The following is a 21,783-nucleotide window of genomic DNA, read 5'->3' as shown; positions in this document are numbered from 1 at the left end:
CGATCCCGTTGACCGGGCCCTGCAGCGCGCCCGATGGTGACGAACAGGCGGCGTCCGGTTCCCTCCCTCACGGTCACCGGCGCACCGCCACTCCACCTCGAACGACCCGACGATGGGAGTCCCCCATGAGCACCCTCGACCTACCCGATCCCCGTCCCGAACGGAGCGTGCCGTCCCCGGTCGGCCGCATCGAACACCCGCGCGCCACCGAGCCGGCGGTGACCGCCGACGTCGCGATCGCCGGCTTGGGATACGTCGGGCTGCCGACCGCGCTGGCTTACCACCATGCGGGCCAGCGCGTCGTGGCCTTCGACATCTCGCCGCACCGGCGGGCCGCGATCGAACGCAACGACGTCGACCTGCTTCCCAGCGATCGCCAGCGCTTGCACCGCGCGCTGGACGATGCGCAGTTCCGGCTCGTCGACGACCCCGCTCAACTGCGCTGTGCTCGGGCGGTCATCGTGTGCGTCCCGACTCCCGTCGACCGTCACCTCGTTCCCGACCTCACCGCCTTGCGCGCCGCCTGCGAGACCCTCGTCGAGTACGCCGTGCCGGGCCAACTGCTCATGCTCACGTCGACCACCTACGTCGGCTGCACCGAGGACCTGCTCGTCCGGCCGTTGCGCCGTCGCGGGCTCGTCGCCGGCGAGGACATCCACGTCGCCTTCAGCGCCGAACGGATCGACCCCGGCAGCGCCGCCGTCCGGACCGAACAGGTGCCCCGGGTCGTCGCCGGCGCGACCTCGGCGTGCACGGGCGTCGCCCGGCGGGTGCTCGCCGCCTACGCCGAGCGGGTGCACCCGGTGCCGTCGCTTGCGGTCGCCGAGATGACCAAGCTGCTGGAGAACACCTTTCGTGCCGTCAACATCGCCCTGGTCAACGAGTTCGCCGACATCTGTGGCTCCCTCGGACTCGAGGTCACCGACGTGATCGACGCCGCCGCCACGAAGCCCTACGGGTTCATGCCGTTCCGGCCCGGACCGGGCGTCGGCGGGCACTGCATTCCGTGCGACCCGCACTATCTGCTGTGGCAGTTGCGCAAGGACCGTGTGGACGCCCCGATGATCAGCACGGCGATGCAGCAGATCGCCGCTCGGCCCACGCGCGTCGTCGAACGACTCCGCGACGTCTTGTCGCGCCACGGCCTGGGAATGCCCGGCGCCCGGGTGCTGGTCTCCGGCGTCACCTACAAGCCGGACGTCGCCGACCTTCGGGAGTCACCCGCCCTGGAGATCCTCCAGCGGCTGATCGAGGCGGGAGCCGTGGTCGGCTTCACCGATCCCTACGTGTCGACCGCCACGCTTCCCAACGGGATCGACCTGCTGCGCGTCGACGACCCCGCGGCCTTCGCGCCCGATCTCGTGCTCCTGCACACGGCACACTCGGGCACCGACGCGACGTGGATCCCCGACGCGACACTCGTCGTCGACGGGACCTACGGGGCGCAGGCCCTCCCGAATCGGGTGACACTGTGAACGCGGCGATCCCGACCGGACGGCGCAGCGTCGTCACGGGCGGAGCCGGCTTCATCGGCAGTCACCTCGTCGAAGCACTCCTGGCAAACGGCGACACCGTCGTCGCCCTGGACGACCTGTCCACCGGCGATCGCGGCAATCTCGCCGCCGCGTCGTCGCACCCGGCCTTCGAGTTCGTGGAGGGTTCGGTCTTGGACCGCGACGTGCTCCGCCAGGTGATGTCCGGCGCCGACCGGGTCTTCCACCTCGCGGCCGCCGTCGGGGTGCACGTGATCATCGACGAGCCGCTGCAGAGCCTGCGGACGAACATTCACGGCACCGAGAACGTCGTGGACCTCGCCCATGAACTCGGGTTGACGATGCTCTTGGTCTCCACGAGCGAGGTGTACGGCAAGAACACCGCCGACCGCCTGGGCGAGGACGCCGATCGCGTGCTCGGCTCACCGCTGCTGTCGCGATGGACGTATGCCGCGGCGAAGGGGATCGACGAGGCCTACGCGCATGCGTACTGGTCCGCGTACGGATTCCCGGTCGCCATCGTGCGGCTGTTCAACACCGTCGGGCCTCGCCAGAAGGGCCGCTACGGCATGGTCCTCCCCCGCCTCGTGCGCCAGGCGCTCGCGGGAGAACCGATGACCGTCTACGGCGACGGCCGGCAGACCCGCTGCTTCTCGTACGTCGGCGACGTCGTCCCCGCGTTGATCGAGCTGTCGCAGTCGCCGGCCGCGCTCGGCCGCGCGGTCAACCTGGGCGGTGCCGAAGAGGTGTCCATCCTCGATCTCGCGCTGCGCATCGCGACGACGGTGGGCTCGGACAGCCCGGTCACGCTGGTCGACTACACCGAGGCCTATGCGCCCGGGTACGAGGACATGCGCCGCCGAGTCCCCGACAACACCCTCGCCGGTGACCTGGTCGGCTACCACCCGACGACGAGCATCGAGACCATGATCATGCGGGTGGCCGACGATCTCGCCGGTCGCCCCCTCACCCCCGCCGGTCGGCTCTGATGTGCGGGATCGTCGCGTGCACCGGGGCGCCCGAGGTCGGGCGGGTCCTGCTCGACGCCTTGAGCCGGCTCGAGTACCGCGGCTACGACTCCGCCGGAATCGCCGTCACCGGGGCGGCTGACGGTCGTTCCGCGGTGCTGCGGACGACGTTCCGGGTGGACGACCTGCAGCGCCGCCTCGACCATTGGCAGCCGGGACTGCCGGCCACGACCGGCGTCGCTCACACGCGCTGGGCGACGCACGGGGAGGTGAGCGTCGACAACGCCCACCCCCACACTGACTGCTCCGGCCGACTGGCCGTCGTGCACAACGGCGTGCTCGACAACGTCCTCGAGTTGCGGGCCGAACTCGGACGCGCGGGGCACGTCCTGACCTCTCAGACCGACACCGAACTCATCGCGCATCTCATCGAGGGCCGTCTCGGCGGGTTCCCGTTGCGGCGAGCGGTCGAGGAGACGATCGGGTGCCTGCGGGGCTCCTGGGCCCTTGCCGTGCTGGACGGGGCGACCGGCGAGCTGGTCGTGACCTGCCACGGCTCCCCGCTCGTCGTCGCGGAGTCCGAACGAGGCGTCTTCGCCGCCAGCGACCTCGCGGCGATCGCTCCGTGGGTCGAGCGCTACCGTATCGTCGAGGACGGTGACGTCCTCGACCTCGCGCCAGGGTTGCCGTGGTGGCGGCACGGTATGGCGGTCCGCCCGCCGGCGTCGATCGCGTCCACGCTGCGCGGGACGGACCTCACGCGCGGCGTGCACCCGGATTTCATGGCGAAGGAGATCGAGCAGCAGCCCGAGGTCGTCGCCGAGGTGATGACGACGTGGGGCCCTTCCGTCGCCGGCGACCTGTGGCCGTCCTTCGGCCTTCAGGTCCCTCGGCACCTCACCATCGTCGGATGCGGCACGTCGTTGCACGCCGGCCGCGCGGTGGCCCAGGTGACGGCCCGCCTCGGCGGCATCCCCTACTCGGCCATCGAGGCGAGCGAGGTGGCGACAACCACGACGGTGCCGGGCAGCCTCGCCGTCGTGCTCAGTCAGTCGGGGGAGACGGCCGACGTGTTGCGGGCCGTCGACGTCCTGCACCAACGCGGTCATCCGATCCTCGCACTCACCAACAACCCCCATTCGGCGCTGGCGCGGCAGGCTCAGGCGGTCATGCTGTGCCAGGCCGGTCCCGAGATCGGCGTCGCCGCAACCAAGACCTTCACCGCCCAGGTGATCGGGGGCACCGCGATGGGCCTGTCGCTGCTCGCAGCCGCCCGGCTCGTCGATCGCTCGGCGGTCCGCCGACGGGTCGCCGAACTCAGCGGCGTCCCGGACCTGCTCGCGTACGCCATCGGCGCGGCCCGCCGGAGCGTGCCCGATCTCGTTCCGGCACTCCTCGACTCGCCCGGGTTCGTCTTCCTCGGCCGCGGCTCCTCGCGCGTCTTCGCCGACGAGGGCGCGCTGAAACTCAAGGAGCTGACCTACCGCTGGGCCGAGAGTCATGCGGCGGGCGAGCTGAAGCACGGCCCGCTCGCGCTCATCGAGACAGGAACTCCCGTCGTCGTGCTCGACGACGGGTCCGAACGTCTCGCCGCGAACATCGCGGAGGTCCGAGCTCGCGGTGCCCGCGTCATCAGCGTCGGCCCCGAACAAGCCACGATCCCGGCCCGCACCTCGACCACCGCGCTCGCCCGCGGACTGGACTGGCTCGGGCCCCTGGAGACCGTGGTCGGGCTTCAGGTGCTCGCCCGCGAACTCGCGGTCGCACTGGGCCGGGACGTCGACAAACCTCGCAACCTCGCGAAATCCGTCACCGTCGAATAGGAGCACTGAGGACCATGGTCACGAGAACACGACAACGGACGGCGGCGGCGGTCGCCGCCGCGATCGCCGCCATCGGAGTCGGTGCAGCCCTCATCGGCCTGGGCCCCGAGACCTCCCCGGCCGACGCCGCACCGCGCACGATCGTCAGTCTCACCTTCGACGATGCCAACGCGAACCAGGCCGCGGCCGTCGAACTCCTGGACCAGTACGACATGGACGGCACGTTCTTCGTGCCCTCCGGTTACGTCGGGGCGCCCGGTCACCTGACGCTCCAGGAACTCGAGGCCATGGCGGCGAGCGGGCACGAGATCGGCGGGCACACGGTCTCGCATGCCGACCTGACCGCCATCTCGGCCGACGAAGCGGCGCGTCAGGTCTGTTACGACCGCGCGCAACTCACGACGTGGGGCTTCACGGTGCGCAGCTTCGCGTACCCCTTCGCCCGGGTGAACGGAACGGCGAAGGACGCGGTGGCCGGATGCGGCTACTCCAGTGCGCGGGGCCTCGGTGATATCGATCTGGAACGGTGCCGTTCGTGCCGCAACGCCGAGTCGCTACCGCCCGCAGACCCGTTCGAGACGAAGGCTCCGCCCCAGGTGGAGACGGGCTGGACACTCGGCGATCTCCAAGGCGTCGTCAGGAGGGCCGAGCACAAGGGCGGCTGGGCACAGTTGACCTTCCACAACGTGTGCGTGTCCGGCTGCGATATCGCCGTGTCGCCGCAGGTCTTCGAGCAGTTCCTCGCCTGGCTGCAATCGCGACGCGACATCGGCACCGTCGTCCGGACGGTCGGCGACGCCATCGGCGGTCCGGCGAAGCCCATCGTCGACGCACCCGCACCGGCGATGACCGGGCCGGGAGAGAACGCGATCGCCAACGCCGGCTATGAGGACATCGGCCCCGACGGAGCGCCGCGATGCTGGATGCGGGGCGGCTACGGAACCAACGCGCCGCAGCTCGACGCCACGGCGGAGGGCCGCGGTGGATCGATGGCCGCGCGGGTGCACATGGGCGGCTACGTCGACGGTGATGCCAAGTGGCTGTCGACGTTCGACCTCGGTGAATGCGCACCCACGGTGGGAGAGGGACGGCAGTACTCCCTCCGCAGCTGGTACACGGCGACGACGGTGACCCAGTTCGCGGTGTACCTGCGCGACACCGCGGGTCGCTGGCACTACTGGACGTCGAGCCCGTGGTTCGGTGCGTCGGCGACGTTCCAGCAGGCGGTCTGGACCACCCCGCAGATCCCCGAGGGCATGACCGGCATCAGTTTCGGCCTGAACCTCTTCGGCGACGGCACCCTGGTGACCGACGACGTGGAGATGTTCGACGCGGAGGCGGCTCCGGAGCCGGCGGCCCGGGCAGCTGCCACTCCCGCCGTCGCGCCCGCGGTGGCCCCGGCGGTCGAGCCGCAGGGGCACCCTGCTGCGGGCGATTGACCATGTCCCGGGCGCGAGCGCTCGTTCTCGCGCTCGCGCTCGGGATCCTGCCCCTGAGTTGCTCGGCGATCCCCGGAGGAGATGAGACGATGCGACCTCCCGGAACCTTCGCGTCCCCGTCGCCGTTGCCTCGCACCTACCCCTGGCACACCGACATCCTCGCCGCGACCTTCTGGGTCGGCGAGGTGCTCGACCCCGACGCGCCGGACGGGTCGCAACGGGTCTCGACCTACGACTCGCGGTGGATGGAACGCTACGGCGGCTGCGACGGGGTGTGGATCGACCAGCAGTGCCAGACCGAGCAGCGGTACGAGGAGGACGGGTGGTGGCCCCGCCACGTGGAGCCGCGGATGAACCCGTTCTACCTCGACCTGCCGTTCGACGACGTCAACGACGACAGCGCGTTCGCGATGCGCGGGGACGTGATCCCCTGGGCCGTCGACCCGGGATACGCCGAGCACGTCGGCGACCGCTCGTTCAGCCTGATGAAGAACCGCTGGGTGCAGCTGCGCCACTCCGGGCGTACCTGCTACGGCCAGATCGCCGATGCCGGCCCGGGGGTCTACGACGACGCCGGCTACGTCTTCGGCATCGACGACCGCCGGCCGGTTAGCCGGGCATTTCGAGGAGCCGGACTGGACGTCTCACCAGCGCTCAATGGTTGCCTCGATCTGGCCGGGCTCGACCAGCTGATCTCCCGCGTCGACTGGCGGTTCGTGGAGGCCGAGGACGTGCCCGACGGACCCTGGACGCGCATCGTCGACGACGACCCCTGGGTGCGATGACGAGGCCACCGCCGCGCTCGGCGCGCCGACGAGGGCAGGCGGTCCTAGGCTGCAAGGGCACTCTCGGGAAGGACATCATGCCCGCACACGACACCATCGCCCGCGCCCGCGAGCTGGCCGCCGAGGCGTTCGGCTGGGAGGAGCTTCGCGGTGGGCAAGAGGACGCCATCGAGGCGCTCGCGGACGGAACAGACGTCCTGTGCGTGATGCCGACCGCCTACGGGAAATCGGCGATCTACCAAGTGGCCGGCATGCTCGTCGACGGGGCGACCGTCGTCGTGTCGCCGCTGCTCGCGTTGCAAGCCGATCAGATGGCGGGGCTCGAGGACGCCCCGAACGCGCCGGAGGCGGTCGCAATCAACTCGGCACAGAGCGAGGGCCGCAACGAGGACGCGTGGCGCTCCCTGGCGGTCGGCGAGTCCGAATTCATTTTCCTCTCGCCCGAGCAGTTGGCCAAGCAGGACGTGGTGGACCGGCTGCGGGAGCAGAACGTCTCGTTGTTCGTCGTCGACGAGGCGCACTGCGTGTCTGCCTGGGGGCACGACTTCCGCCCCGATTATCTACGGCTCGGTGCCGTCATCGAGCGGCTCGGCCATCCGGTCACGCTCGCCCTCACCGCGACCGGCGCAGCGCCGGTGCGGGAGGAGATCGTCGAGCGGCTCGCCATGCGGGACGCCCGGATCATGACCCGCGGCTTCGACCGCCCGAACCTCTGGTTCGGCGTCACCCGCCACGAGTCGGAGGACCGGAAGCGTGAGGCCGTGCTCCACCACGTCGTCGAGCTGAGGAAGCCGGGGCTGGTCTATGTCGCCACCCGGCGAGCGGCCGAGGAGTACACGGAGGCGTTGACCGGACGCGGGATACGAGCCGCGACGTACCACGCCGGACTTCGTGCCGGCGAACGCCGGCGAGTCCACAAAGCCTTTCTCGACGACGACATCGACGTCGTGGCGGCGACGAGCGCCTTCGGCATGGGCATCGACAAGCCGAATGTGCGGTTCGTCATCCACGCGGCCATCACCGAATCGCTCGACAGCTACTACCAGGAGGCCGGCCGAGCGGGCCGGGACGGCGAGCCGGCGCACGTGGAGCTGCACTACCGGCAGGAGGACTTGGGTCTTCGGCGTTTCTTCGCCGCCCGGCATCCCGACGCTGAGCTCGTCCAGAACATCGTCGGCGTGCTGACCACGACCGGCTCATCCCTCTCGAACGCCGAGCTCGCCCGGCGCCTCGACGTCAGCCCCCGCAAGGTGAGTGGCCACATCGCGCTGTTGCACGACGCCGTCGTCGTCGAGCGCGTACGCACCCGAATCCGGTTGTCGCCGCAGTTCGACGGCACGCCGGACGACGCCGCCGCGAGGGCCGAGGAGCAAGCTGCGATGCGAGAGCGCATTGACGAATCGCGGCTGGAGATGATGCGGGGTTACGCCGACACGACCGGTTGCCGGCGGCAGTACCTGCTGCGGTACTTCGGCGAGAGCCTCGACGAAGCGTGCGGCAACTGCGACAGCTGCGATGCCGGCACCTCCGAGTCCGTCGAACCGATCGCGGACGACCCGTTTCCCGTGCAGACGCGCGTTCAGCACGTGGAGTGGGGCGACGGCGTGGTGATGAGTACGGAGGACGATCGCATCACGGTCTTCTTCGAGAGCGAGGGTTACAAGGTGCTGTCCCGCGAAGCGATCGACGAGAACGACCTGCTCGAGCAGCACTGAACCTCCGCGGAAGTGTTCACTCCCGGCCGTTCGGGGTACGTCCTCGTCACGCACATGACATCGCGAGGAAGGGGCACACCATGGCACACCACACGAGGGTTCCTCGGCTGGTGCGATGGACGCAGAAGCTGGAGGAGGACGCCGGGCTCGACCCGTACGTCGCGCGGCTCGGCGCGGTGGCTGATCGCCTCGTGGCCTCCCCGAGGCGGCGCGAGCTGCTGCACGGGACCCGGATCGGCCACGGCATCCACCCACTCATGACGGATCTGCCCCTGGGCCTGTGGACGTCCGCGATCGTCCTTGACTTCCTGGGCGGCCCGCCTGCGCGTCCGGCCGCGCGGCGTCTCATCGGGCTCGGCGTGCTCGCTGCCGTCCCGACCGCCACCACCGGGCTCGCCGAATGGGCAGTCACCGGAAAGCGGGAGCAGCGTGTCGGCGTGGTCCACGCGGCCGCCAACAGCGCCTCCCTCACGTGCTTCGCCGGCTCGTTCCTCGCCCGGCGCCGCGGCCACCACGCACGCGGCGTCGTCTACGCGGTGGCCGGCGGACTCGCGGCCGGCGTCGGCGGCTACCTCGGTGGGCACCTCACCGAGGTCCGCAAAGTTTCCACCTGGCATCCCGCATTCGGGGACGAGGACCCGGCCCAGCAGTAGTGCCCACTCCCGAAAGCCCCTCGCGAAGGAGCGTTTCATGCACGTCATTCCCAGCAGGATTCACACCTACATCGGACTCGTCGTCGGCGTCGTCCTCGTCGCGGCGCCGTGGATCTTCGGATTCAGTGACGAGTCGGCACCGACCTGGACCGCGGTCGTCATCGGCCTGTTCCTCCTCGCGAACGAGCTGACCACCACCAGTCCCGCCAGTCCCGCCAAGGTCGTCCCGATGCGCTTCCACATCATCGTCGAGATCATCACGGGCTTCATCCTCGCGATCTCGCCGTGGGCGTTCGGGTTTGCCGACCTGGACGCCAACGCCTGGGTCCCGCATCTCGTCGTCGGCATCCTGGTGGCCGGTTACGCCTTCCTCACCGACCCGTCCGACGATCCGACGGCCGCGAAGCGGACGTCGACCGGACGCCGGCCCGGCTCGGCGGCGTGACGACGATGCGCGCCATGGTCTACCGCGGTCCGTACAAGGTCCGCGTCGAGGAGAAGGACAAGCCGCGCATCGAGCATCCCAACGACGCCATCGTCAGGGTGACCCGCGCGGCGATCTGCGGCTCGGATCTGCACCTGTACCACGGGATGATGCCGGACACGCGAGTCGGCATGACCTTCGGACACGAGTTCATCGGCGTCGTGGACGAGGTCGGATCGTCCGTGCAGAACCTGAAGCCCGGCGATCGCGTCATGGTCCCGTTCAACGTCTACTGCGGCTCCTGCTATTTCTGCGCACGGGGCCTGTACTCCAACTGTCACAACGTCAATCCGAACGCCACCGCGGTCGGCGGGATTTACGGCTACTCCCATACCTGCGGTGGTTACGACGGCGGGCAGGCCGAGTACGTTCGAGTACCGTTCGCCGACGTGGGCCCGAGCGTCATCCCCGACTGGCTCGACGAAGACGACGCGCTGCTGATGACCGACGCCCTCGCAACGGGATACTTCGGAGCCCAGTTGGGCGAGATCACCGAGGGCGACACGGTCGTGGTGCTCGGTGCCGGGCCGGTCGGGCTGTTCGCGGCCGCCTCATCGTGGCTGATGGGAGCGGCGCGCGTCATTGTCATCGACCACCTGGACTACCGACTCGAAAAGGCGCGAACGTTCGCGCACGCGGAGGTCATCAACTTCGCCGAGCAGGACGACATCGTCGTCACCGTGAAGAAGACGACCGACTATCTGGGCGCCGACGTGGTCATCGACGCCGTGGGTGCCGAGGCGGACGGCAACTTCCTCCAGCACGTGACGTCGGCGAAGCTGAAGCTGCAGGGCGGATCGCCGATCGCGCTCAACTGGGCGATCGACGCCGCCCGCAAGGGCGGCACGATCTCGGTAATGGGCGCGTACGGGCCGATGTTCAGCGCGGTGAAGTTCGGCGACGCGATGAACAAGGGGCTGACGCTGCGGATGAATCAGTGCCCCGTCAAGCGTCAGTGGCCGCGGCTGCTCGAACACATTCGCGACGGATACCTGCGGCCCCGCGAGATCATCACTCACCGCATTCCGCTCGAGCACATCGCGGAGGGGTATCACCTGTTCTCCGCGAAACTGGACGGCTGCATCAAACCAGTCATCGTGCCGAGCGCCTGAGGAGACACGCCATGCCGTACACCCCCGACCAGCCTCCTACCGCGAGTCCGGAGGAGTTGCGCGCCCGCATCCCAGGGTGGGGAGTCGACCTCGATCCTGCCGATCGTCCGGCCGTGCCCAAGGAACGCTTCGCCCCCGACGAGGCGGGTGCCCACTGGCACTTCCCCGAACGCCAGGAGGAGAGGTGGCCGCGAGAGCGCTCGATCGAGCACGCCCAGCTGACCCCGGTCTTCGGCACCAGCTGCCCGCCGAAGGGGCTGTCAGGCGTCATCCGCAAGCACGCGTACCGGACGTACAGCGAGGGCCGAGCGGCACACTGGCTCCTGCTGCTGGGAGCCGACCGCGTCGATGCCTGGGAGAGCCACCTGCGGTCCTTTTTCACCACGCGCCCCGACAATCCGATCACGCAGACCGGTCTGCGTGCGGAGTTCACCGGCCACGGCCTGGCCTCACGGCTCGGCCGCAACCGCGCGGACCTGAACCACCAGTGGCTGGACCCGATCATCGTCGGCGGACCGTGGATCGCGGCTGGGGGCGTCGTCGTGTCGGTGGTTCGCCGCGCCCGACGCCGACGCGCTCGTCGAGCCGCTACCGTCGAAGGTTGAGTTCGTCCTGCCGAGCTGCGATCACTGTCCGGCGGCAGCGCGGAGATCAGCGACGAGCGCCTGAAAGGCCTCGTCGTACCCGTCGCGCCCGCGCAGGCGGATCACCGAGGACGGGTGGGCGGTCACCAGCACTGCGGGGTCCTCGGACAGCACGTGACCGCGCTCCTCGCCGATGCGCACATCGCGCCCCAGCACGGCCCGGCCAGCCGTCGCACCCATCGCCACCACGACCGGCGGCTGCACGGTCTCCATCTCGGCCTGGAGCCAGGGCCAGCAGGCTTTGATATGAGCGATGGCCGGCTTCTTGTGCAGGCGCCGATTGCCCCGCTCCTGGAATCGGAAGTGCTTGACGGCGTTCGTGACGTATACCCGGTCCCGATCGATACCCGCCGCTTCGAGGGCTTCGTCGAGCAGTCGCCCGGCCGGCCCGACGAACGGCTCACCCTCGCGGTCCTCCTGGTCACCGGGCTTCTCCCCCACCAGCATCACCGTGGCATCGGGCGGGCCGGCCGACACCACCACCTGGGTCGCGTCGGCCCAGAGCTCGCAGCCTCGACAGTCCGCAGCTGCGGCGCGGATGCTGTCCAGATCGCGATCCTCGGGCACCCACTGCTCCGCACCGGGACGTTCCACGCTCACAGGCGCCTCCTCGTCGCTCCGTCTGCTCCGCGACGATACGACGATTCACCGGCCCTCGCTCGGCGCTGGGCGTTCGCGCGCCTCGAGCGCCAGGTAGCGTCCGGAACAATGGGCGCATGACGTCACGAGTCACCTCTCGCACGGCCCGCACGCTGCTCACCGGCGTGGCGACCTCCGCCTATTACGCGACGCCGGACTTCATCGCCTCCCGGCGGCGCCGAGGCCTCGCGAAGGCCGCGCTCGCGGCCGTCATCACCACCGCCGCCCTTCCCGACGCGTTCGCTGCGAAGTCGGAGGAGACCACCGCCGAGACGTCTCTTGCAGCCGACGTCGCGTCGTTACCCACCTCCCGCAAGCTGGCGCTCGTCGGTGGAGCGGCGGCGTTCCTGGCCGGATCGATCGCCCTCACCGTCGGCGCGGAACGCTGGATCTTCCGTCGTGGCGAGGCGCGCGCAGCCGCTGGCGTCCGCCTCCCCCATACCCGCACGGCCGTCATGTACGGCGCGCTGAGCACTGTGCTCTCGCTGATCCCGACTCCGGACGAACGCCGCTAACCGACCCGCTCGTCGGCGCTGCGGACGAGGTCGGCGATGAGCGGGAACAGCAATACCGTGACCGCCCCCGCCGCGACGAGCACCGACGCGGTGGTCTCGTCGATGAGATCGGTGCGGCGGGCGACCTCGGTGACCGCGACGATCATCGGCAGGCCGGTGGCGGAGTACAGCCCGAGGGCGATCTGATCGCGGTGGGTCTCGAACGCCGATCCGCGGCGGTCGAATCGTTCGCGCAACCACACCGGTACGCCCCGAACGACGACGATAACCGCGACGATGCCGGCCAGCAGGCCGAGATGCTCACCGACGGCCGAGATGTCGAGGGCCATGCCGCTGGTCACGAAGAAGACCGGGATGAGCAGGCTGAAGCCGGCCACCTCGACCTTGTCGAGCAGGGTGCGGTCGTCGCGCGGCAGGAGCCGGCGTAGCAACATGCCGGCGATGAAGGCGCCGAGCACGACGTCCAGCTCGAACAGGGCCGAGACCGCCATCAACGCGATCAGCACGAGCATCGCGAAGCGCAGCAGGGTCTGGCTCGTCGAGTGCACCCCGGCGATCATCGCGCGGTGGGCGCCGGGAATGCGCCGGACCAGGCGCGCGGGGATCACCACGACAGCGAGCGCGACGACCGCGAACGCGATGAGGATCAGTCCGGCACCGAGCGGGCTGCGTGTCGACAGCAGCAGGGACATCGCGATCACCGGGCCCAGCTCACCGATCGCACCGTGCGTCAGGACGGCGCGGCCGAGCGGGCTCGCCGTGCCGACCGACTCCTTGACGATCGGCAGTAACGTGCCGAGCGCGGTCGAGGTGACGGCGATCGCGAAGACCGCCGCCAGGCGCAGGTCTTCGCCGCTGGCGAGCAGGTAACCGCCGGCGAGCGCGAGGGCGAAGCAGATGAGCCACGTGACGATCGCGCGCCTCCCGCGTCGATCACGCAAAGAATCGGTATCGAGTTCCAGTCCGGCCAGCAAGAACAGCAGTCCCAGTCCGATCTCGCGGACCAGCGCGACACCGTCGCTCGCCTCCGCGATGCCGAGCACCTGCGGGCCGATGAGGATGCCCAGCACCAGCAGCCACACGACATCCGGCACTTTCTTGCGCGTGAGCGAGGCCAGCAACGGTGACAGGACGGCGGCGGCCGCGATCCACGTCAGAGAGACGAGGTCGGTGGCGAGGTGCCCGTCATCCATGGTCGAGTCCCTCTCGCTCGTTTCCGCCGCGTGCGCGGCCCGATCCTACCGTCGTGCGATTCGCTACCCCAGAGATGGACGTTCGGCCAGGCGTGGACCACAGGAGGTTCAGACCAGATCGAGGCCACCGGTAGGCGTCGTGGGCAGTTGATTCCGGGGATGCCGTGGATGTCGGACGGTTCTCTGCCGGTCGGGGAACACGGAGCAGGGCTCTCCGGTGGGCAATGCGCCCGCGTCGCCATCGCACGTGCACTCCTCGCTGATCCCCGCGTGCTCGTGCTCGACGAGCCCACTGCCGCGCTCGACCCCGAAGCCGACGCCGCGATCATGGTCTTCCTGAGCCGATCACGAGAGCGCACCATCCTCTTGATCGCGCACCGGCCCGAAACGATCGCCGCCGCGGACCGCATCGTCCGACTCGACCCGAGAAGCGCCGACGCTGACGAACCAATCGATCACAGCGAGTAGGCTCACCAGCGCACGACGACGTGGATCGAGAAGCTCGTACGACCGAGCGCCGCGCCAGCGTCAGCGGGCCTCGTTGCGGCGCCGCGTCTGCCAACCCTTCCGCGCAGCGCGCGATCGTCGTCGCCGTTGCCGCTCACGCTCCTCGACGCGGCGTTCCAGCGCCCGACGGGCACGCCTCTCCTGGTTCTCCGCCCGACGCCGCTCCGCCTCCAGCACGGCGGGCGAGCGCACCGGCCAGACGTACGGCAGGTCCGCCGGCACGTCGGGAAAGAGCGGACCGTAGTGCTCGGGGTCCTTTCGCACGAGCGCCGAGCGATGGCTGCGGTGCAGCTCTTCGTCTCCGAGCCACGGCGGCAGCTCGCCAGCGGTGGCGAGTTCGGCCTGGGTACGGATGGCCGTCATACCGGCCGTTTGGGCGTCGGTCAGCATCGTGGTGGCGCAGGTGTCAGCGAACCCGGCCTCCACCCAGACCTCGCAGCACGTGAGCCCGTACCTGACGAGCGCCTCCTCGAACCCTCTCCACATCAGCGTCGCCGGGTGATTCGCCCAGCCGTAGCCGGGCACCGTCAGCGCCCGGACCACCTGCAGCGTCTCGACCCGCTGCTTGCCCAGACGCTTGGAGTCGAGGGCGCGGGCGGAGCGTTCGAAGTCCGCGTACGGCAGGAAGGTCTGCATCCCTCCAGCATGCCGGGGCAACCGGATCTCCGCCGCCGGCCGAGACTGCTCCAGCATGTTCGCGGAGCCGACCGAGGATCCGAGACTGCGGTGACGAGGAGCGGGCGCGCCTGCGCCCACCGCCACGACGACGTCGCGACCGCATGCCGGTGCATTCATGCTGCGTTGCCCGGCTCGCTCGCGTGGAAGGGACCGACGACGCGTGCGAAGGTGACATGAGAACAGCTGATGCCCGAGGAAAGGCCAACGCATGTGGTTCGACTCCTGGTCCGATATCGGCCGGATCGTCGCGGTCGGCATCGCGGCGTACGTGGGCTTGATGCTCGTCCTGCGCGGCTCCGGCAAGCGAACGCTGAGCCAACTCAATGCCTTCGACTTCATCGTCACCGTCGCGCTCGGCTCGACGCTCGCCACGATCTTGTTGAACTCGACGGTGAGCTGGGCCGAGGGCGTGGTCGCGCTCGGGCTGCTGACCGGTCTCCAGCTGGTCGTGGCATGGATTTCCTCCCACTGGCCGAAAGTGCGTTCGCTGGTCACGGCGGCACCGACGCTGCTCGTGCGCGACGGCATGATCGTGCCGGAGGCGCTACGTCGTCACCGGCTCACCGAGTCGGAGGTGCACCAGGCCATCCGCAGCAGCGGCTCCGGCAGCCTGTCGAACATGGCCGCAGTGGTGCTGGAGACGAACGGCACCATCAGCGTCATCACGAGCACTCAGCTCGGCGACGGCTCTGCCATGGGCTCGCTCCTCGACGGTCCCTCACGCGCTCGAGACCGTCGCCGACGGCCCGAGGGGCAACGATTCAGTCGTCGACGAGCCGCGCCATGACCGCAGAGAACTGCTGTCGTTGGTCGGCGGTCAATGGAGCCAGGAGTTCCTCCTGAATGCCGTCGAGCACCGAGTCGAGCTTGCGCAGTGTCGCCGCTCCCGATGGCGTGATCGACACGATCTTGCGCCGGCGGTGAGCCGGATCGATCTCGCGTTCGACGAGACGGCGGGCTTCGAGTTCGGTGAGAGCCGCGGTGACGTCACTGCGATCGATCCCCGTGTCGCGACCGAGGTCGGCCTGGCTCGACGGCCCCCATTGTTCCAGGGAGGCGAGGAGCCGGTAGTGGTACCCGCGTAGCCCGTCACCGTGTTCGGCGAATCCGGCGACCAGCAGCCGCGACGCCCGCGCCGCCGCCTGGCCGAGAAGCCAGGTGGGACGGTCTTTGAGCCGATCCGGCGTGCGTCGGGGGTCGGGGTGCTCGCGCATGCACCGAGTCTACTGTTTGTTGGATCACCCAACATTATGCTATGTTGGCAGCACCAATATTGGTATACCCAACATAGGAGCATGGTCATGACCGAGGAAACTCACCGCATACTCATCGTCGGGCGGAGCCAGGGGGTGCTCGTCGACTCCGTGCGCATGCTGCGAGATCGCGGGTACGCAGCCAACGCGAGCAACCAGTTCGACACATTGCTCGATGATTACGATCTGCGCGAGGTGGATCTCGTCATCTTCGGCGGCATGGTGCCGCCGACGACGAAGGACCACCTGGCGACACGAATCCGGCAGATCAACTCGCAGGCACATTTCCTCCAGGGCTTGGCCGGCATTGCACCCCTCCTCGTCGCCCAGGTCGAGGAGCATTTCTCAGGAGCGGTGTCCGGCGTCACCTACGACCCCAACGCTCGGTCCTTCCGCCTGGCGCTGGCCGATGCCGCTTCCGTGACACTCCACGGCCTCTGGGCGACCTTCGTTCCGCCCGACCCGGTCGCACAGACGGCGGTGGCCTACGACGGCGAGCTCGCCGCCGGCACGCACGAGATCGCGGTGCCCGAGGACGTGCCCCGGCAGGGCTCGTTCGCCGCCATGCGCATCGGAGGACGCACGTCCACCTTCCAGCTCGGCGAGATGCCGCAGTCCGTCACGCGTGCCGCGGCCACCGGTTCGCTGCCTCCACCCGAGCCGCTGACGACCCGTTTCCCCTGGGAGTGATCGCCGCGGGCAGTACGAGGCCCTTCGACAGAGAAAGCAGAAGCGTGGATGAGGTTTGAGCCCGATCGAACAGCCGGTGCTCCCTGGGACGGCCGAGCCGCGCCGAGGAGCAGGTCAACATCAGCCTCGCTACGAATTCAGCACAGCACTCGCCGCACGGCGTAAGCCAACTACGCCGCCCGGGCCTTCCTCGGTCTCTGCTGTCCGGCAGGCCAGCAGCACGACATCGGCGATGTGCTCAGGCCGCCCCAAGCGACTCAGCGGCGTCATCACCGCCACCTGGGCCAGGGCCTCGGTGGAATTGGCGTGTCGCGACAGCTCGGTGTCCGTCGCGCCGAGGCATACCGCGCTCACCGTGATTCTCCGAGGCTTGAGCTCCGGCGCCGCGGCCTTGATGAGCTGCTCGATCGCATCCTCACTGGCCGCATGTCGAGTCAGCAGCCACGCGGTGGTCTTCGGCGACCGGCAACGGGCCGCTGGGCGAGACGCCCACCGCGGCCGGGGTCGAGCCGAACCGCACACTGCCTGGCGCATCCGGTCCTTGCCCCCACCGAAGGAGCGCTCGCCCGGGCTGCCGTCAGTATCGAGCCGCTCGATGAGGTTACTGACAAGCTGTACGCCCTGCTAGCTCGGGCGCTCGAAGCAACGAAGGGGCGCCATCATCGACGCGTGGGCGGTCGATCGTGCGCCGCCGAATTTAACCGAGACCCGGTGGTGTCTCGACTGCTGGCGATACGTCCGCGAAGCGGACGAGTCTCAGTGTCTGGGTCCGGTGTCAGCTGGTCGACCGGCATCCTGAGCTAGCCGATACCTGTGCCCATTGATCGGAGTCCTCACTGGGCTTGCAGGTTGGTGAGGGGCGAGAGTTCTCGTTCCCGCTGGGCCGCTTGCTGGCTGTCGCTGGCGACGGCCTACCGATCGCTGCGCTCAGGGCCTTCCCCTCATTTGGAATGACCTCGGGGCCTGTGGCAACGTTCCTCCCCAGCCCATTCTTCTGGTCGACGCATCCAAGACCGAACACCCAGCAGTACGACCTTGTGCGATACTTCACCCACGGGGTGCGAAGAACATGCAGGGGTCGAGCGCAGACCCAGACTGAAGTCGAAGCCCCAGAATTGCGCCGATCGCGGTTGCAGCCTTCCTCGGTTCTGGCTCTTCGCCGGTGATCAGGTCGGAGTAGACGAAGGACTCGGCGATACGACAGACGACGTAGGCAAGATCATGCACCTCCATCGGTGGAGTCCACGGGGTGCCGGCTTCCTCCGACTCCTCCAAGTCGGTGACGAGAAGTCGCTCAATGTCGTCGACAACGCGGGCCTGGTGCAAACCGTCGGACGTCGTCAGGAGCCGTAGCGCGCGGGTGCCCTCGCGGCGCAGGTAGGAACGGAAGAACTCGGCCGTAGCGACGTCCTCGATCCAGACCGAGAGGACGCCAGCCACACGAGCCGGCCCCGCCCCTGGGACGAGGCTCAGGGCTCTTCGCCAGGAGGCGACATTCAGTGAGCGGATGACTTCTTCGAGAAGTTGATCCCGGTTACCGACCCACCGAAACAGTGTAGTGCGATCGACCGCCAGCTCTGTTGCTAGTGCACCGACGTCGACTTTCTCTCCTGCCAGAAATATGCGGCGAGCCAACTGGAATGCCTCGAGGCCAACTCGTCCGATCGACGGAGTCGCGCCGTGGAGGTATTGCGAGAGCCGGGACGTTCCGACTCGGGGAGTATCAGTACTTTCGACGGCGCGGCGAGGGGAGGGCACTGCAGTCACGGCGCCACCGTGACCCGTCGTTGCGGCGAGAAGCCGTCGACTGAGCAACCAACGAGCCGTAGGACGATGCGTTCGTATCGCGCGGCGAGGTGCTCCGGCGCCCGACCACCGGCCGAACTGAACCAGCTCGACGTCGGCTGTTCCTTCAAGCCGAGACGGACGTAGATCGCTCCCGAGGAGGCGCCGTCGAGTGCGGCATCGTCCTCGATGGTCCTGCTGTGGAAGTCCTTGACTTCAACCACCTTCAGGGCGGCAGCGAGGACCCTTGCTCGCGTCGCGGCAGCAATCGACTGTGCGACACGTTGCATGATGCTCCCCTTCTAGCGGTTGACGACGAACTCTCGTCTAAAGGTCTGGAATCCGGGCCGGAGCACCCCATCTCCTGGCTTCCCCCATTTACCCTCCGAGGGTGTTGCGCGTGTCTGTCGGCCCAGGGCCCTGACGGTGCACCATTGTGCCCCAGAATCTGTGACCGAACTGCACCCGGAGCGCTTCACGACATCATCGTCAGACGTCGCACTACCCGGTTGGGGCCGGTCACGACAACTCCTCCCCCTTGTATTTCGTCATGGATTCGGGTCGTTGATGAGGCCGATTGTGACGAAGAAGTCGTCGATTCTACTGAGTGATGTCGGTGGCGTCGCGCCAGCGAACGCATTCCGACCACGTCGGGAGCACTCAGTCTGGCGGATTACCTGGAACGCGTCGCGCCCCGCCAAGGCTGACAGAGCGCCACCCCGGGGATCACCGCGGAGGAGCGGAGTTGCCCGGGGTGGCGGCAGCCCACGTGAGCGGGCCAGCCGCAATCGGGGGCCACGCTGCGTGTTCGGAGTGCAGCTCAAGCACGTCGCCACCGACAGCGCCCCCTCGGTGAGGGTGCGGGTCAGCGACCGCGGGCTACACGCGAGCGGTCCGCTGCGAAGCCCACGATGTCCCTGATTGCTGATTCGTGTGCCGGCCCGAGGGCGTGACGGAAGATCATCTCGCTGCCGTGCACGATGCCGAGGTTCATCCGCGCGGAGACCTCGACGCCGGCTCGTGCGAGGGTGCGCGCGAACGCGATTCCCTCGTCACGGAGCGGGTCCAGCTCATTGACGGAGACGACGAAGGGAGGTAACCCCCGCACGTCGTCTTCTGAGGCGAAGTACGGCCATGCGATGGGATCTTCACGGTGCGCACCGTCCGGGTCGTAAGCACGAACGAGAAGATCCATCATCGAAGTCTCGACGAAGTATCCGTCGTTCTCTACCAAGGACGGCAGCTCGGCGATGCGGCGCTCGCGAGGCCACCCGTAGGCGCCACTAATGTAGGGAACACTGGCATACACGCCATCCACGACGTCAGGGTGTCCACGCTTCTTTGCGAGCATCGCTGTCGCGATGGCGAGATTCCCACCTCCAGACTCGCCCTGGAGCACAACGGAGGACAGCCCCAACTCGTTTCGGTGCTCATGGGCCCAGATCGCGCCAGCAAAGCAGTCTTCGAGCCCAGCGGGGAACGGGTGATGCGCCTCCGCGGTCCAGGCGTTTCGGAAGTCGACCATGATGACAACAGAACCGGCCGCAGCGAGATCAGTACACCACTGACGGTGCACCGGGTTGTCGGCCGTCAGGATGGTCATGCCTCCGCCATGGCTATACACGACGCCCGGTAGCGGCGCGTCGACGTCGGAAGGGCGAAAGATATGCAGCTTGATCGCGTTGCCGTCGGTTCCGACGATGGTCTCGTTCGAGTGCTCGACTGGTCGACCGGCGGGTTCGGCGATTCGGTCGAGCGGGATGGCGTCGTAGAGGGCTTGGAATCCCGCATGCGCGGCACCCACGGCTGCCAACACCGTGTCCAGGGCATCGGTCGCCGCCACCGGCGGGGGCGTTGACACGCCATCCAGGCCGACCGCGCGAAGACCCGCGAGCATCTCCGGAAAGAATCGAGGGTCAGTACTCGGAGTTCGGTCCGGACTGCTCACGCGGCCAGGCTGGACCGGCAGGCTCGGGTTGTGGGTAGTGGTCATTCGTCATCACCTCAGGCGGTGTGTGCTGGGTCACAGAGCTGTCATCGTATGCGCATGACCTGCAACTTTTCAAGATTTGTTGCATGGGCTACACCCAGGGCAGCGCGAGGAATCGCCTCTGGCCGACATGGCCCCCGGCCGGCCCAGCGCGATTGGTCGTCAGGGCATCAACGCCTGCTTGCACCTGGCGTTACCGTCCGCGCACGGCCGCCGGGCGTCACCGGCACCAGCAGTGCTCGCGGCGTGGCAGACCGCTGCACCAACCGTCACCGCATGGTCGGATCAATCGACCACGCCGGCGCTGCCAGAGACAACGCCGCGACGGAGAACTTCTTCGCCACATGCGGCACCCATCAGAGTGGTCGGCCGGCCGAGGGCCCGCGCCGGCTCACCGAACGTCGGAACCGACGCTCCCTGGCGTCGGCTCCGACGATCCGGTGCCTCCGATGCCCAGATTGAACTTCCGTCGAAGGGTCAGCCCTTCCCGACGATGCCCTTCAAGTCCATGGCCCCGTGATCCTGCCGATGGACCATGGTCGCCCACATCTCATGCCCAAAGTGCATCTCGAAGTCGTCCGTGAGCAGCCGACGCCACCTCCGCTTGACGATCCGGCTTGTGATCCGTCGCACGACCGGGTCGGGCTGGCTGTCTAAGACAGTATTGGCCAGTGCCACGGCGCGGCCCAAAAGTTCATCCTTGGCGACAACTTCATTGACCAGTCCCCATGTCAAGGCTTCCTCCGCGGTGATGCTCTGAGCCGTGTACATCGCGTAGTTTGCCCGCTTGTAGCCCAACTGCTCCTGGAGGACGAGGAAGAGGGCATCGCCCGGCGCGAGGCCGACGGCATAGTGAGCCTCCACGAACTTCGTGTTCTCGCTACAGATGGTCATGTCGCACAGCAGTGCGAACTCCTGGTGATGACCCGGTCCGTTGATCGCGGCGATCGTAGGGATGTCGACGTCCCAGATCAGATTCTCCTGCAGTTTCATTCCGTCGCGATACCACTTGAAGTAGCTCTCCCGGCGAAAGGTCTCGTCATCTCGTTCGACGGCACGGAAACTCTCGGCGTCGATGCCATCGATCCAGTAGTCACCCGTGCCCGTGAGAATCAGCACCTCGTTGTCATCATCGGCCGCCACCACCTTGAACAGTTGGCCTAGCGCACGGTGCAACTCCATGCCCCAAACGGCGGGCCCGCCGTTGGTGTGCATCCGCGCAGTGAGGACTCCCCGCGCATCTCGATCGATGACGAAGTGCTCGGCGAAACGTTCTCGATACTCCTCATATGGCGCTTCTTCGATGAAGCTGGTCAACGACATAGTCTTCTCCTCAGCGGCAGCTTGATAGGCGGCAGAAACGGCAGGTCGTGTAGGTCGGGAACGAGGCGAGGCTCACCGGCGGTGCCACGACAGC

General features: G+C 68.2%; 23 protein-coding genes. 14 read left to right on the top strand and 9 right to left on the bottom strand.

Translation table 11 applies throughout. The features are described from left to right. The first annotated feature begins 125 nt into the window (after nt 1-125). From D9V41_RS09465 to D9V41_RS09420, 10 genes are all read left to right on the top strand, one after another. Entirely contained in the window at nt 126-1,475 is a 1,350-nt protein-coding gene (locus D9V41_RS09465; protein ID WP_121794321.1) for a nucleotide sugar dehydrogenase, read from the top strand. Continuing rightward, nucleotides 1,472-2,482 carry an NAD-dependent epimerase/dehydratase family protein gene (locus D9V41_RS09460; RefSeq protein WP_208006810.1) on the top strand — a complete coding sequence of 337 codons (1,011 nt, stop codon included), beginning with the start codon at nt 1,472-1,474 and terminating at the stop codon, nt 2,480-2,482. The genes D9V41_RS09465 and D9V41_RS09460 overlap by 4 nt, the downstream gene beginning before the upstream one ends. After that, nucleotides 2,482-4,284, top strand: coding sequence for a glutamine--fructose-6-phosphate transaminase (isomerizing) (glmS, locus tag D9V41_RS09455; RefSeq protein ID WP_121794320.1), 1,803 nt, complete (start codon nt 2,482-2,484; stop codon nt 4,282-4,284). Before D9V41_RS09460 ends, glmS begins: the two co-directional genes overlap by 1 nt. Nucleotides 4,285-4,298: 14 nt before the next feature. Then, a complete protein-coding gene (locus tag D9V41_RS09450; RefSeq protein ID WP_121794319.1) occupies nt 4,299-5,723 on the top strand; it encodes a polysaccharide deacetylase family protein in 1,425 nt (474 codons plus the stop codon). Between the two features lie 89 nt (nt 5,724-5,812). Then, the gene (locus D9V41_RS09445; RefSeq protein WP_133434162.1) at nt 5,813-6,508 is read left to right on the top strand and encodes a hypothetical protein; all 696 of its coding nucleotides are present in this window, start codon (nt 5,813-5,815) and stop codon (nt 6,506-6,508) included. A 77-nt stretch (nt 6,509-6,585) separates the two neighbouring features. Next, nucleotides 6,586-8,223, top strand: a complete 1,638-nt coding sequence (locus tag D9V41_RS09440; RefSeq protein WP_121794317.1) for a RecQ family ATP-dependent DNA helicase — start codon at nt 6,586-6,588, stop codon at nt 8,221-8,223. Between the two features lie 80 nt (nt 8,224-8,303). Then, nucleotides 8,304-8,876 (top strand): DUF2231 domain-containing protein, encoded by a 573-nt coding sequence (locus tag D9V41_RS09435; protein WP_133434161.1) that lies wholly within the window; start codon nt 8,304-8,306, stop codon nt 8,874-8,876. Nucleotides 8,877-8,913: 37 nt separating this feature from the next. Next, nucleotides 8,914-9,321, top strand: a complete 408-nt coding sequence (locus tag D9V41_RS09430; protein ID WP_121794315.1) for an SPW repeat domain-containing protein — start codon at nt 8,914-8,916, stop codon at nt 9,319-9,321. Between the two features lie 5 nt (nt 9,322-9,326). Then, the gene (locus tag D9V41_RS09425) at nt 9,327-10,472 is read left to right on the top strand and encodes a zinc-dependent alcohol dehydrogenase (RefSeq protein ID WP_121794462.1); all 1,146 of its coding nucleotides are present in this window, start codon (nt 9,327-9,329) and stop codon (nt 10,470-10,472) included. 11 nt (nt 10,473-10,483) lie between these two features. Further along, a complete protein-coding gene (locus D9V41_RS09420) occupies nt 10,484-11,077 on the top strand; it encodes a hypothetical protein (protein WP_121794314.1) in 594 nt (197 codons plus the stop codon). A gap of 21 nt (nt 11,078-11,098) precedes the next feature. On the opposite strand, the gene D9V41_RS09415 is transcribed toward D9V41_RS09420, so the two are convergent. Beyond that, on the bottom strand, nt 11,099-11,716 hold the full coding sequence (locus D9V41_RS09415) for a UdgX family uracil-DNA binding protein (RefSeq protein ID WP_121794313.1): 618 nt from the start codon (nt 11,714-11,716) through the stop codon (nt 11,099-11,101). A gap of 116 nt (nt 11,717-11,832) precedes the next feature. Between D9V41_RS09415 and D9V41_RS09410 the strand changes: the two genes are divergently transcribed. Beyond that, nucleotides 11,833-12,270, top strand: coding sequence for a peptidase S9 (locus D9V41_RS09410; protein WP_121794312.1), 438 nt, complete (start codon nt 11,833-11,835; stop codon nt 12,268-12,270). On the opposite strand, the gene D9V41_RS09405 is transcribed toward D9V41_RS09410, so the two are convergent. Then, nucleotides 12,267-13,463 (bottom strand): cation:proton antiporter, encoded by a 1,197-nt coding sequence (locus D9V41_RS09405; RefSeq protein ID WP_121794311.1) that lies wholly within the window; start codon nt 13,461-13,463, stop codon nt 12,267-12,269. The genes D9V41_RS09410 and D9V41_RS09405 overlap by 4 nt on opposite strands. A gap of 168 nt (nt 13,464-13,631) precedes the next feature. Here D9V41_RS09405 and D9V41_RS18595 point away from each other — a divergent pair, with 168 nt between their 5' ends. Then, nucleotides 13,632-13,931 carry an ATP-binding cassette domain-containing protein gene (locus D9V41_RS18595; RefSeq protein WP_279432340.1) on the top strand — a complete coding sequence of 100 codons (300 nt, stop codon included), beginning with the start codon at nt 13,632-13,634 and terminating at the stop codon, nt 13,929-13,931. 60 nt (nt 13,932-13,991) lie between these two features. Here D9V41_RS18595 and D9V41_RS09395 read toward each other — a convergent pair whose 3' ends face one another. Further along, on the bottom strand, nt 13,992-14,606 hold the full coding sequence (locus tag D9V41_RS09395; RefSeq protein ID WP_208006809.1) for an MSMEG_6728 family protein: 615 nt from the start codon (nt 14,604-14,606) through the stop codon (nt 13,992-13,994). Between the two features lie 250 nt (nt 14,607-14,856). Here D9V41_RS09395 and D9V41_RS09390 point away from each other — a divergent pair, with 250 nt between their 5' ends. Then, the gene (locus D9V41_RS09390; RefSeq protein WP_121794309.1) at nt 14,857-15,435 is read left to right on the top strand and encodes a DUF421 domain-containing protein; all 579 of its coding nucleotides are present in this window, start codon (nt 14,857-14,859) and stop codon (nt 15,433-15,435) included. Here the strand turns inward: D9V41_RS09390 and D9V41_RS09385 are convergent. Further along, nucleotides 15,410-15,862 (bottom strand): MarR family winged helix-turn-helix transcriptional regulator, encoded by a 453-nt coding sequence (locus D9V41_RS09385; RefSeq protein WP_121794308.1) that lies wholly within the window; start codon nt 15,860-15,862, stop codon nt 15,410-15,412. The genes D9V41_RS09390 and D9V41_RS09385 overlap by 26 nt on opposite strands. An 87-nt stretch (nt 15,863-15,949) precedes the next feature. On the opposite strand from D9V41_RS09385, the gene D9V41_RS09380 reads away from it, so the two are divergent. Beyond that, nucleotides 15,950-16,591: a hypothetical protein gene (locus tag D9V41_RS09380; RefSeq protein WP_133434160.1), complete on the top strand. Its 642-nt coding sequence runs from the start codon at nt 15,950-15,952 to the stop codon at nt 16,589-16,591. A 129-nt stretch (nt 16,592-16,720) separates the two neighbouring features. Here D9V41_RS09380 and D9V41_RS09375 read toward each other — a convergent pair whose 3' ends face one another. The 5 genes from D9V41_RS09375 to D9V41_RS09355 form a co-directional block, all read right to left on the bottom strand. Then, nucleotides 16,721-17,125, bottom strand: coding sequence for an SDR family oxidoreductase (locus tag D9V41_RS09375; RefSeq protein ID WP_121794306.1), 405 nt, complete (start codon nt 17,123-17,125; stop codon nt 16,721-16,723). Nucleotides 17,126-17,638: 513 nt separating this feature from the next. Further along, nucleotides 17,639-18,358 (bottom strand): QsdR family transcriptional regulator, encoded by a 720-nt coding sequence (locus tag D9V41_RS09370; RefSeq protein ID WP_208006808.1) that lies wholly within the window; start codon nt 18,356-18,358, stop codon nt 17,639-17,641. Continuing rightward, entirely contained in the window at nt 18,355-18,666 is a 312-nt protein-coding gene (locus tag D9V41_RS09365) for a hypothetical protein (RefSeq protein WP_121794305.1), read from the bottom strand. Before D9V41_RS09365 ends, D9V41_RS09370 begins: the two co-directional genes overlap by 4 nt. 575 nt (nt 18,667-19,241) lie before the next feature. After that, the gene (locus D9V41_RS09360) at nt 19,242-20,273 is read right to left on the bottom strand and encodes an alpha/beta hydrolase fold domain-containing protein (RefSeq protein ID WP_208006807.1); all 1,032 of its coding nucleotides are present in this window, start codon (nt 20,271-20,273) and stop codon (nt 19,242-19,244) included. A 570-nt stretch (nt 20,274-20,843) separates the two neighbouring features. Next, the gene (locus tag D9V41_RS09355; protein ID WP_121794303.1) at nt 20,844-21,689 is read right to left on the bottom strand and encodes an enoyl-CoA hydratase/isomerase family protein; all 846 of its coding nucleotides are present in this window, start codon (nt 21,687-21,689) and stop codon (nt 20,844-20,846) included. Nucleotides 21,690-21,783 lie beyond the last annotated feature (94 nt).

Origin of the sequence: Aeromicrobium phragmitis (assembly GCF_003674095.1) — a bacterium.
Taxonomy (GTDB): Bacteria; Actinomycetota; Actinomycetes; order Propionibacteriales; family Nocardioidaceae; genus Aeromicrobium; species Aeromicrobium phragmitis.
Note: the sequence above shows the minus strand (reverse complement) of the source record. Positions and strands in the feature narration are given on the sequence as shown.

What these genes read in the sequence shown, in the direction of transcription:
- D9V41_RS09465 (WP_121794321.1), top strand. Translation starts at nt 126, where the DNA reads ATGAGCACCCTCGACCTACCCGATCCCCGTCCCGAACGGAGCGTGCCG.
- glmS (WP_121794320.1), top strand. Translation starts at nt 2,482, where the DNA reads ATGTGCGGGATCGTCGCGTGCACCGGGGCGCCCGAGGTCGGGCGGGTC.
- D9V41_RS09450 (WP_121794319.1), top strand. Translation starts at nt 4,299, where the DNA reads ATGGTCACGAGAACACGACAACGGACGGCGGCGGCGGTCGCCGCCGCG.
- D9V41_RS09445 (WP_133434162.1), top strand. Translation starts at nt 5,813, where the DNA reads ATGCGACCTCCCGGAACCTTCGCGTCCCCGTCGCCGTTGCCTCGCACC.
- D9V41_RS09440 (WP_121794317.1), top strand. Translation starts at nt 6,586, where the DNA reads ATGCCCGCACACGACACCATCGCCCGCGCCCGCGAGCTGGCCGCCGAG.
- D9V41_RS09435 (WP_133434161.1), top strand. Translation starts at nt 8,304, where the DNA reads ATGGCACACCACACGAGGGTTCCTCGGCTGGTGCGATGGACGCAGAAG.
- D9V41_RS09430 (WP_121794315.1), top strand. Translation starts at nt 8,914, where the DNA reads ATGCACGTCATTCCCAGCAGGATTCACACCTACATCGGACTCGTCGTC.
- D9V41_RS09425 (WP_121794462.1), top strand. Translation starts at nt 9,327, where the DNA reads ATGCGCGCCATGGTCTACCGCGGTCCGTACAAGGTCCGCGTCGAGGAG.
- D9V41_RS09420 (WP_121794314.1), top strand. Translation starts at nt 10,484, where the DNA reads ATGCCGTACACCCCCGACCAGCCTCCTACCGCGAGTCCGGAGGAGTTG.
- D9V41_RS09410 (WP_121794312.1), top strand. Translation starts at nt 11,833, where the DNA reads ATGACGTCACGAGTCACCTCTCGCACGGCCCGCACGCTGCTCACCGGC.
- D9V41_RS09405 (WP_121794311.1), bottom strand. Translation starts at nt 13,463, where the DNA reads ATGGATGACGGGCACCTCGCCACCGACCTCGTCTCTCTGACGTGGATC.
- D9V41_RS18595 (WP_279432340.1), top strand. Translation starts at nt 13,632, where the DNA reads ATGTCGGACGGTTCTCTGCCGGTCGGGGAACACGGAGCAGGGCTCTCC.
- D9V41_RS09395 (WP_208006809.1), bottom strand. Translation starts at nt 14,606, where the DNA reads ATGCAGACCTTCCTGCCGTACGCGGACTTCGAACGCTCCGCCCGCGCC.
- D9V41_RS09390 (WP_121794309.1), top strand. Translation starts at nt 14,857, where the DNA reads ATGTGGTTCGACTCCTGGTCCGATATCGGCCGGATCGTCGCGGTCGGC.
- D9V41_RS09385 (WP_121794308.1), bottom strand. Translation starts at nt 15,862, where the DNA reads ATGCGCGAGCACCCCGACCCCCGACGCACGCCGGATCGGCTCAAAGAC.
- D9V41_RS09380 (WP_133434160.1), top strand. Translation starts at nt 15,950, where the DNA reads ATGACCGAGGAAACTCACCGCATACTCATCGTCGGGCGGAGCCAGGGG.
- D9V41_RS09375 (WP_121794306.1), bottom strand. Translation starts at nt 17,125, where the DNA reads ATGCGCCAGGCAGTGTGCGGTTCGGCTCGACCCCGGCCGCGGTGGGCG.
- D9V41_RS09365 (WP_121794305.1), bottom strand. Translation starts at nt 18,666, where the DNA reads ATGCAACGTGTCGCACAGTCGATTGCTGCCGCGACGCGAGCAAGGGTC.
- D9V41_RS09360 (WP_208006807.1), bottom strand. Translation starts at nt 20,273, where the DNA reads ATGCTCGCGGGTCTTCGCGCGGTCGGCCTGGATGGCGTGTCAACGCCC.
- D9V41_RS09355 (WP_121794303.1), bottom strand. Translation starts at nt 21,689, where the DNA reads ATGTCGTTGACCAGCTTCATCGAAGAAGCGCCATATGAGGAGTATCGA.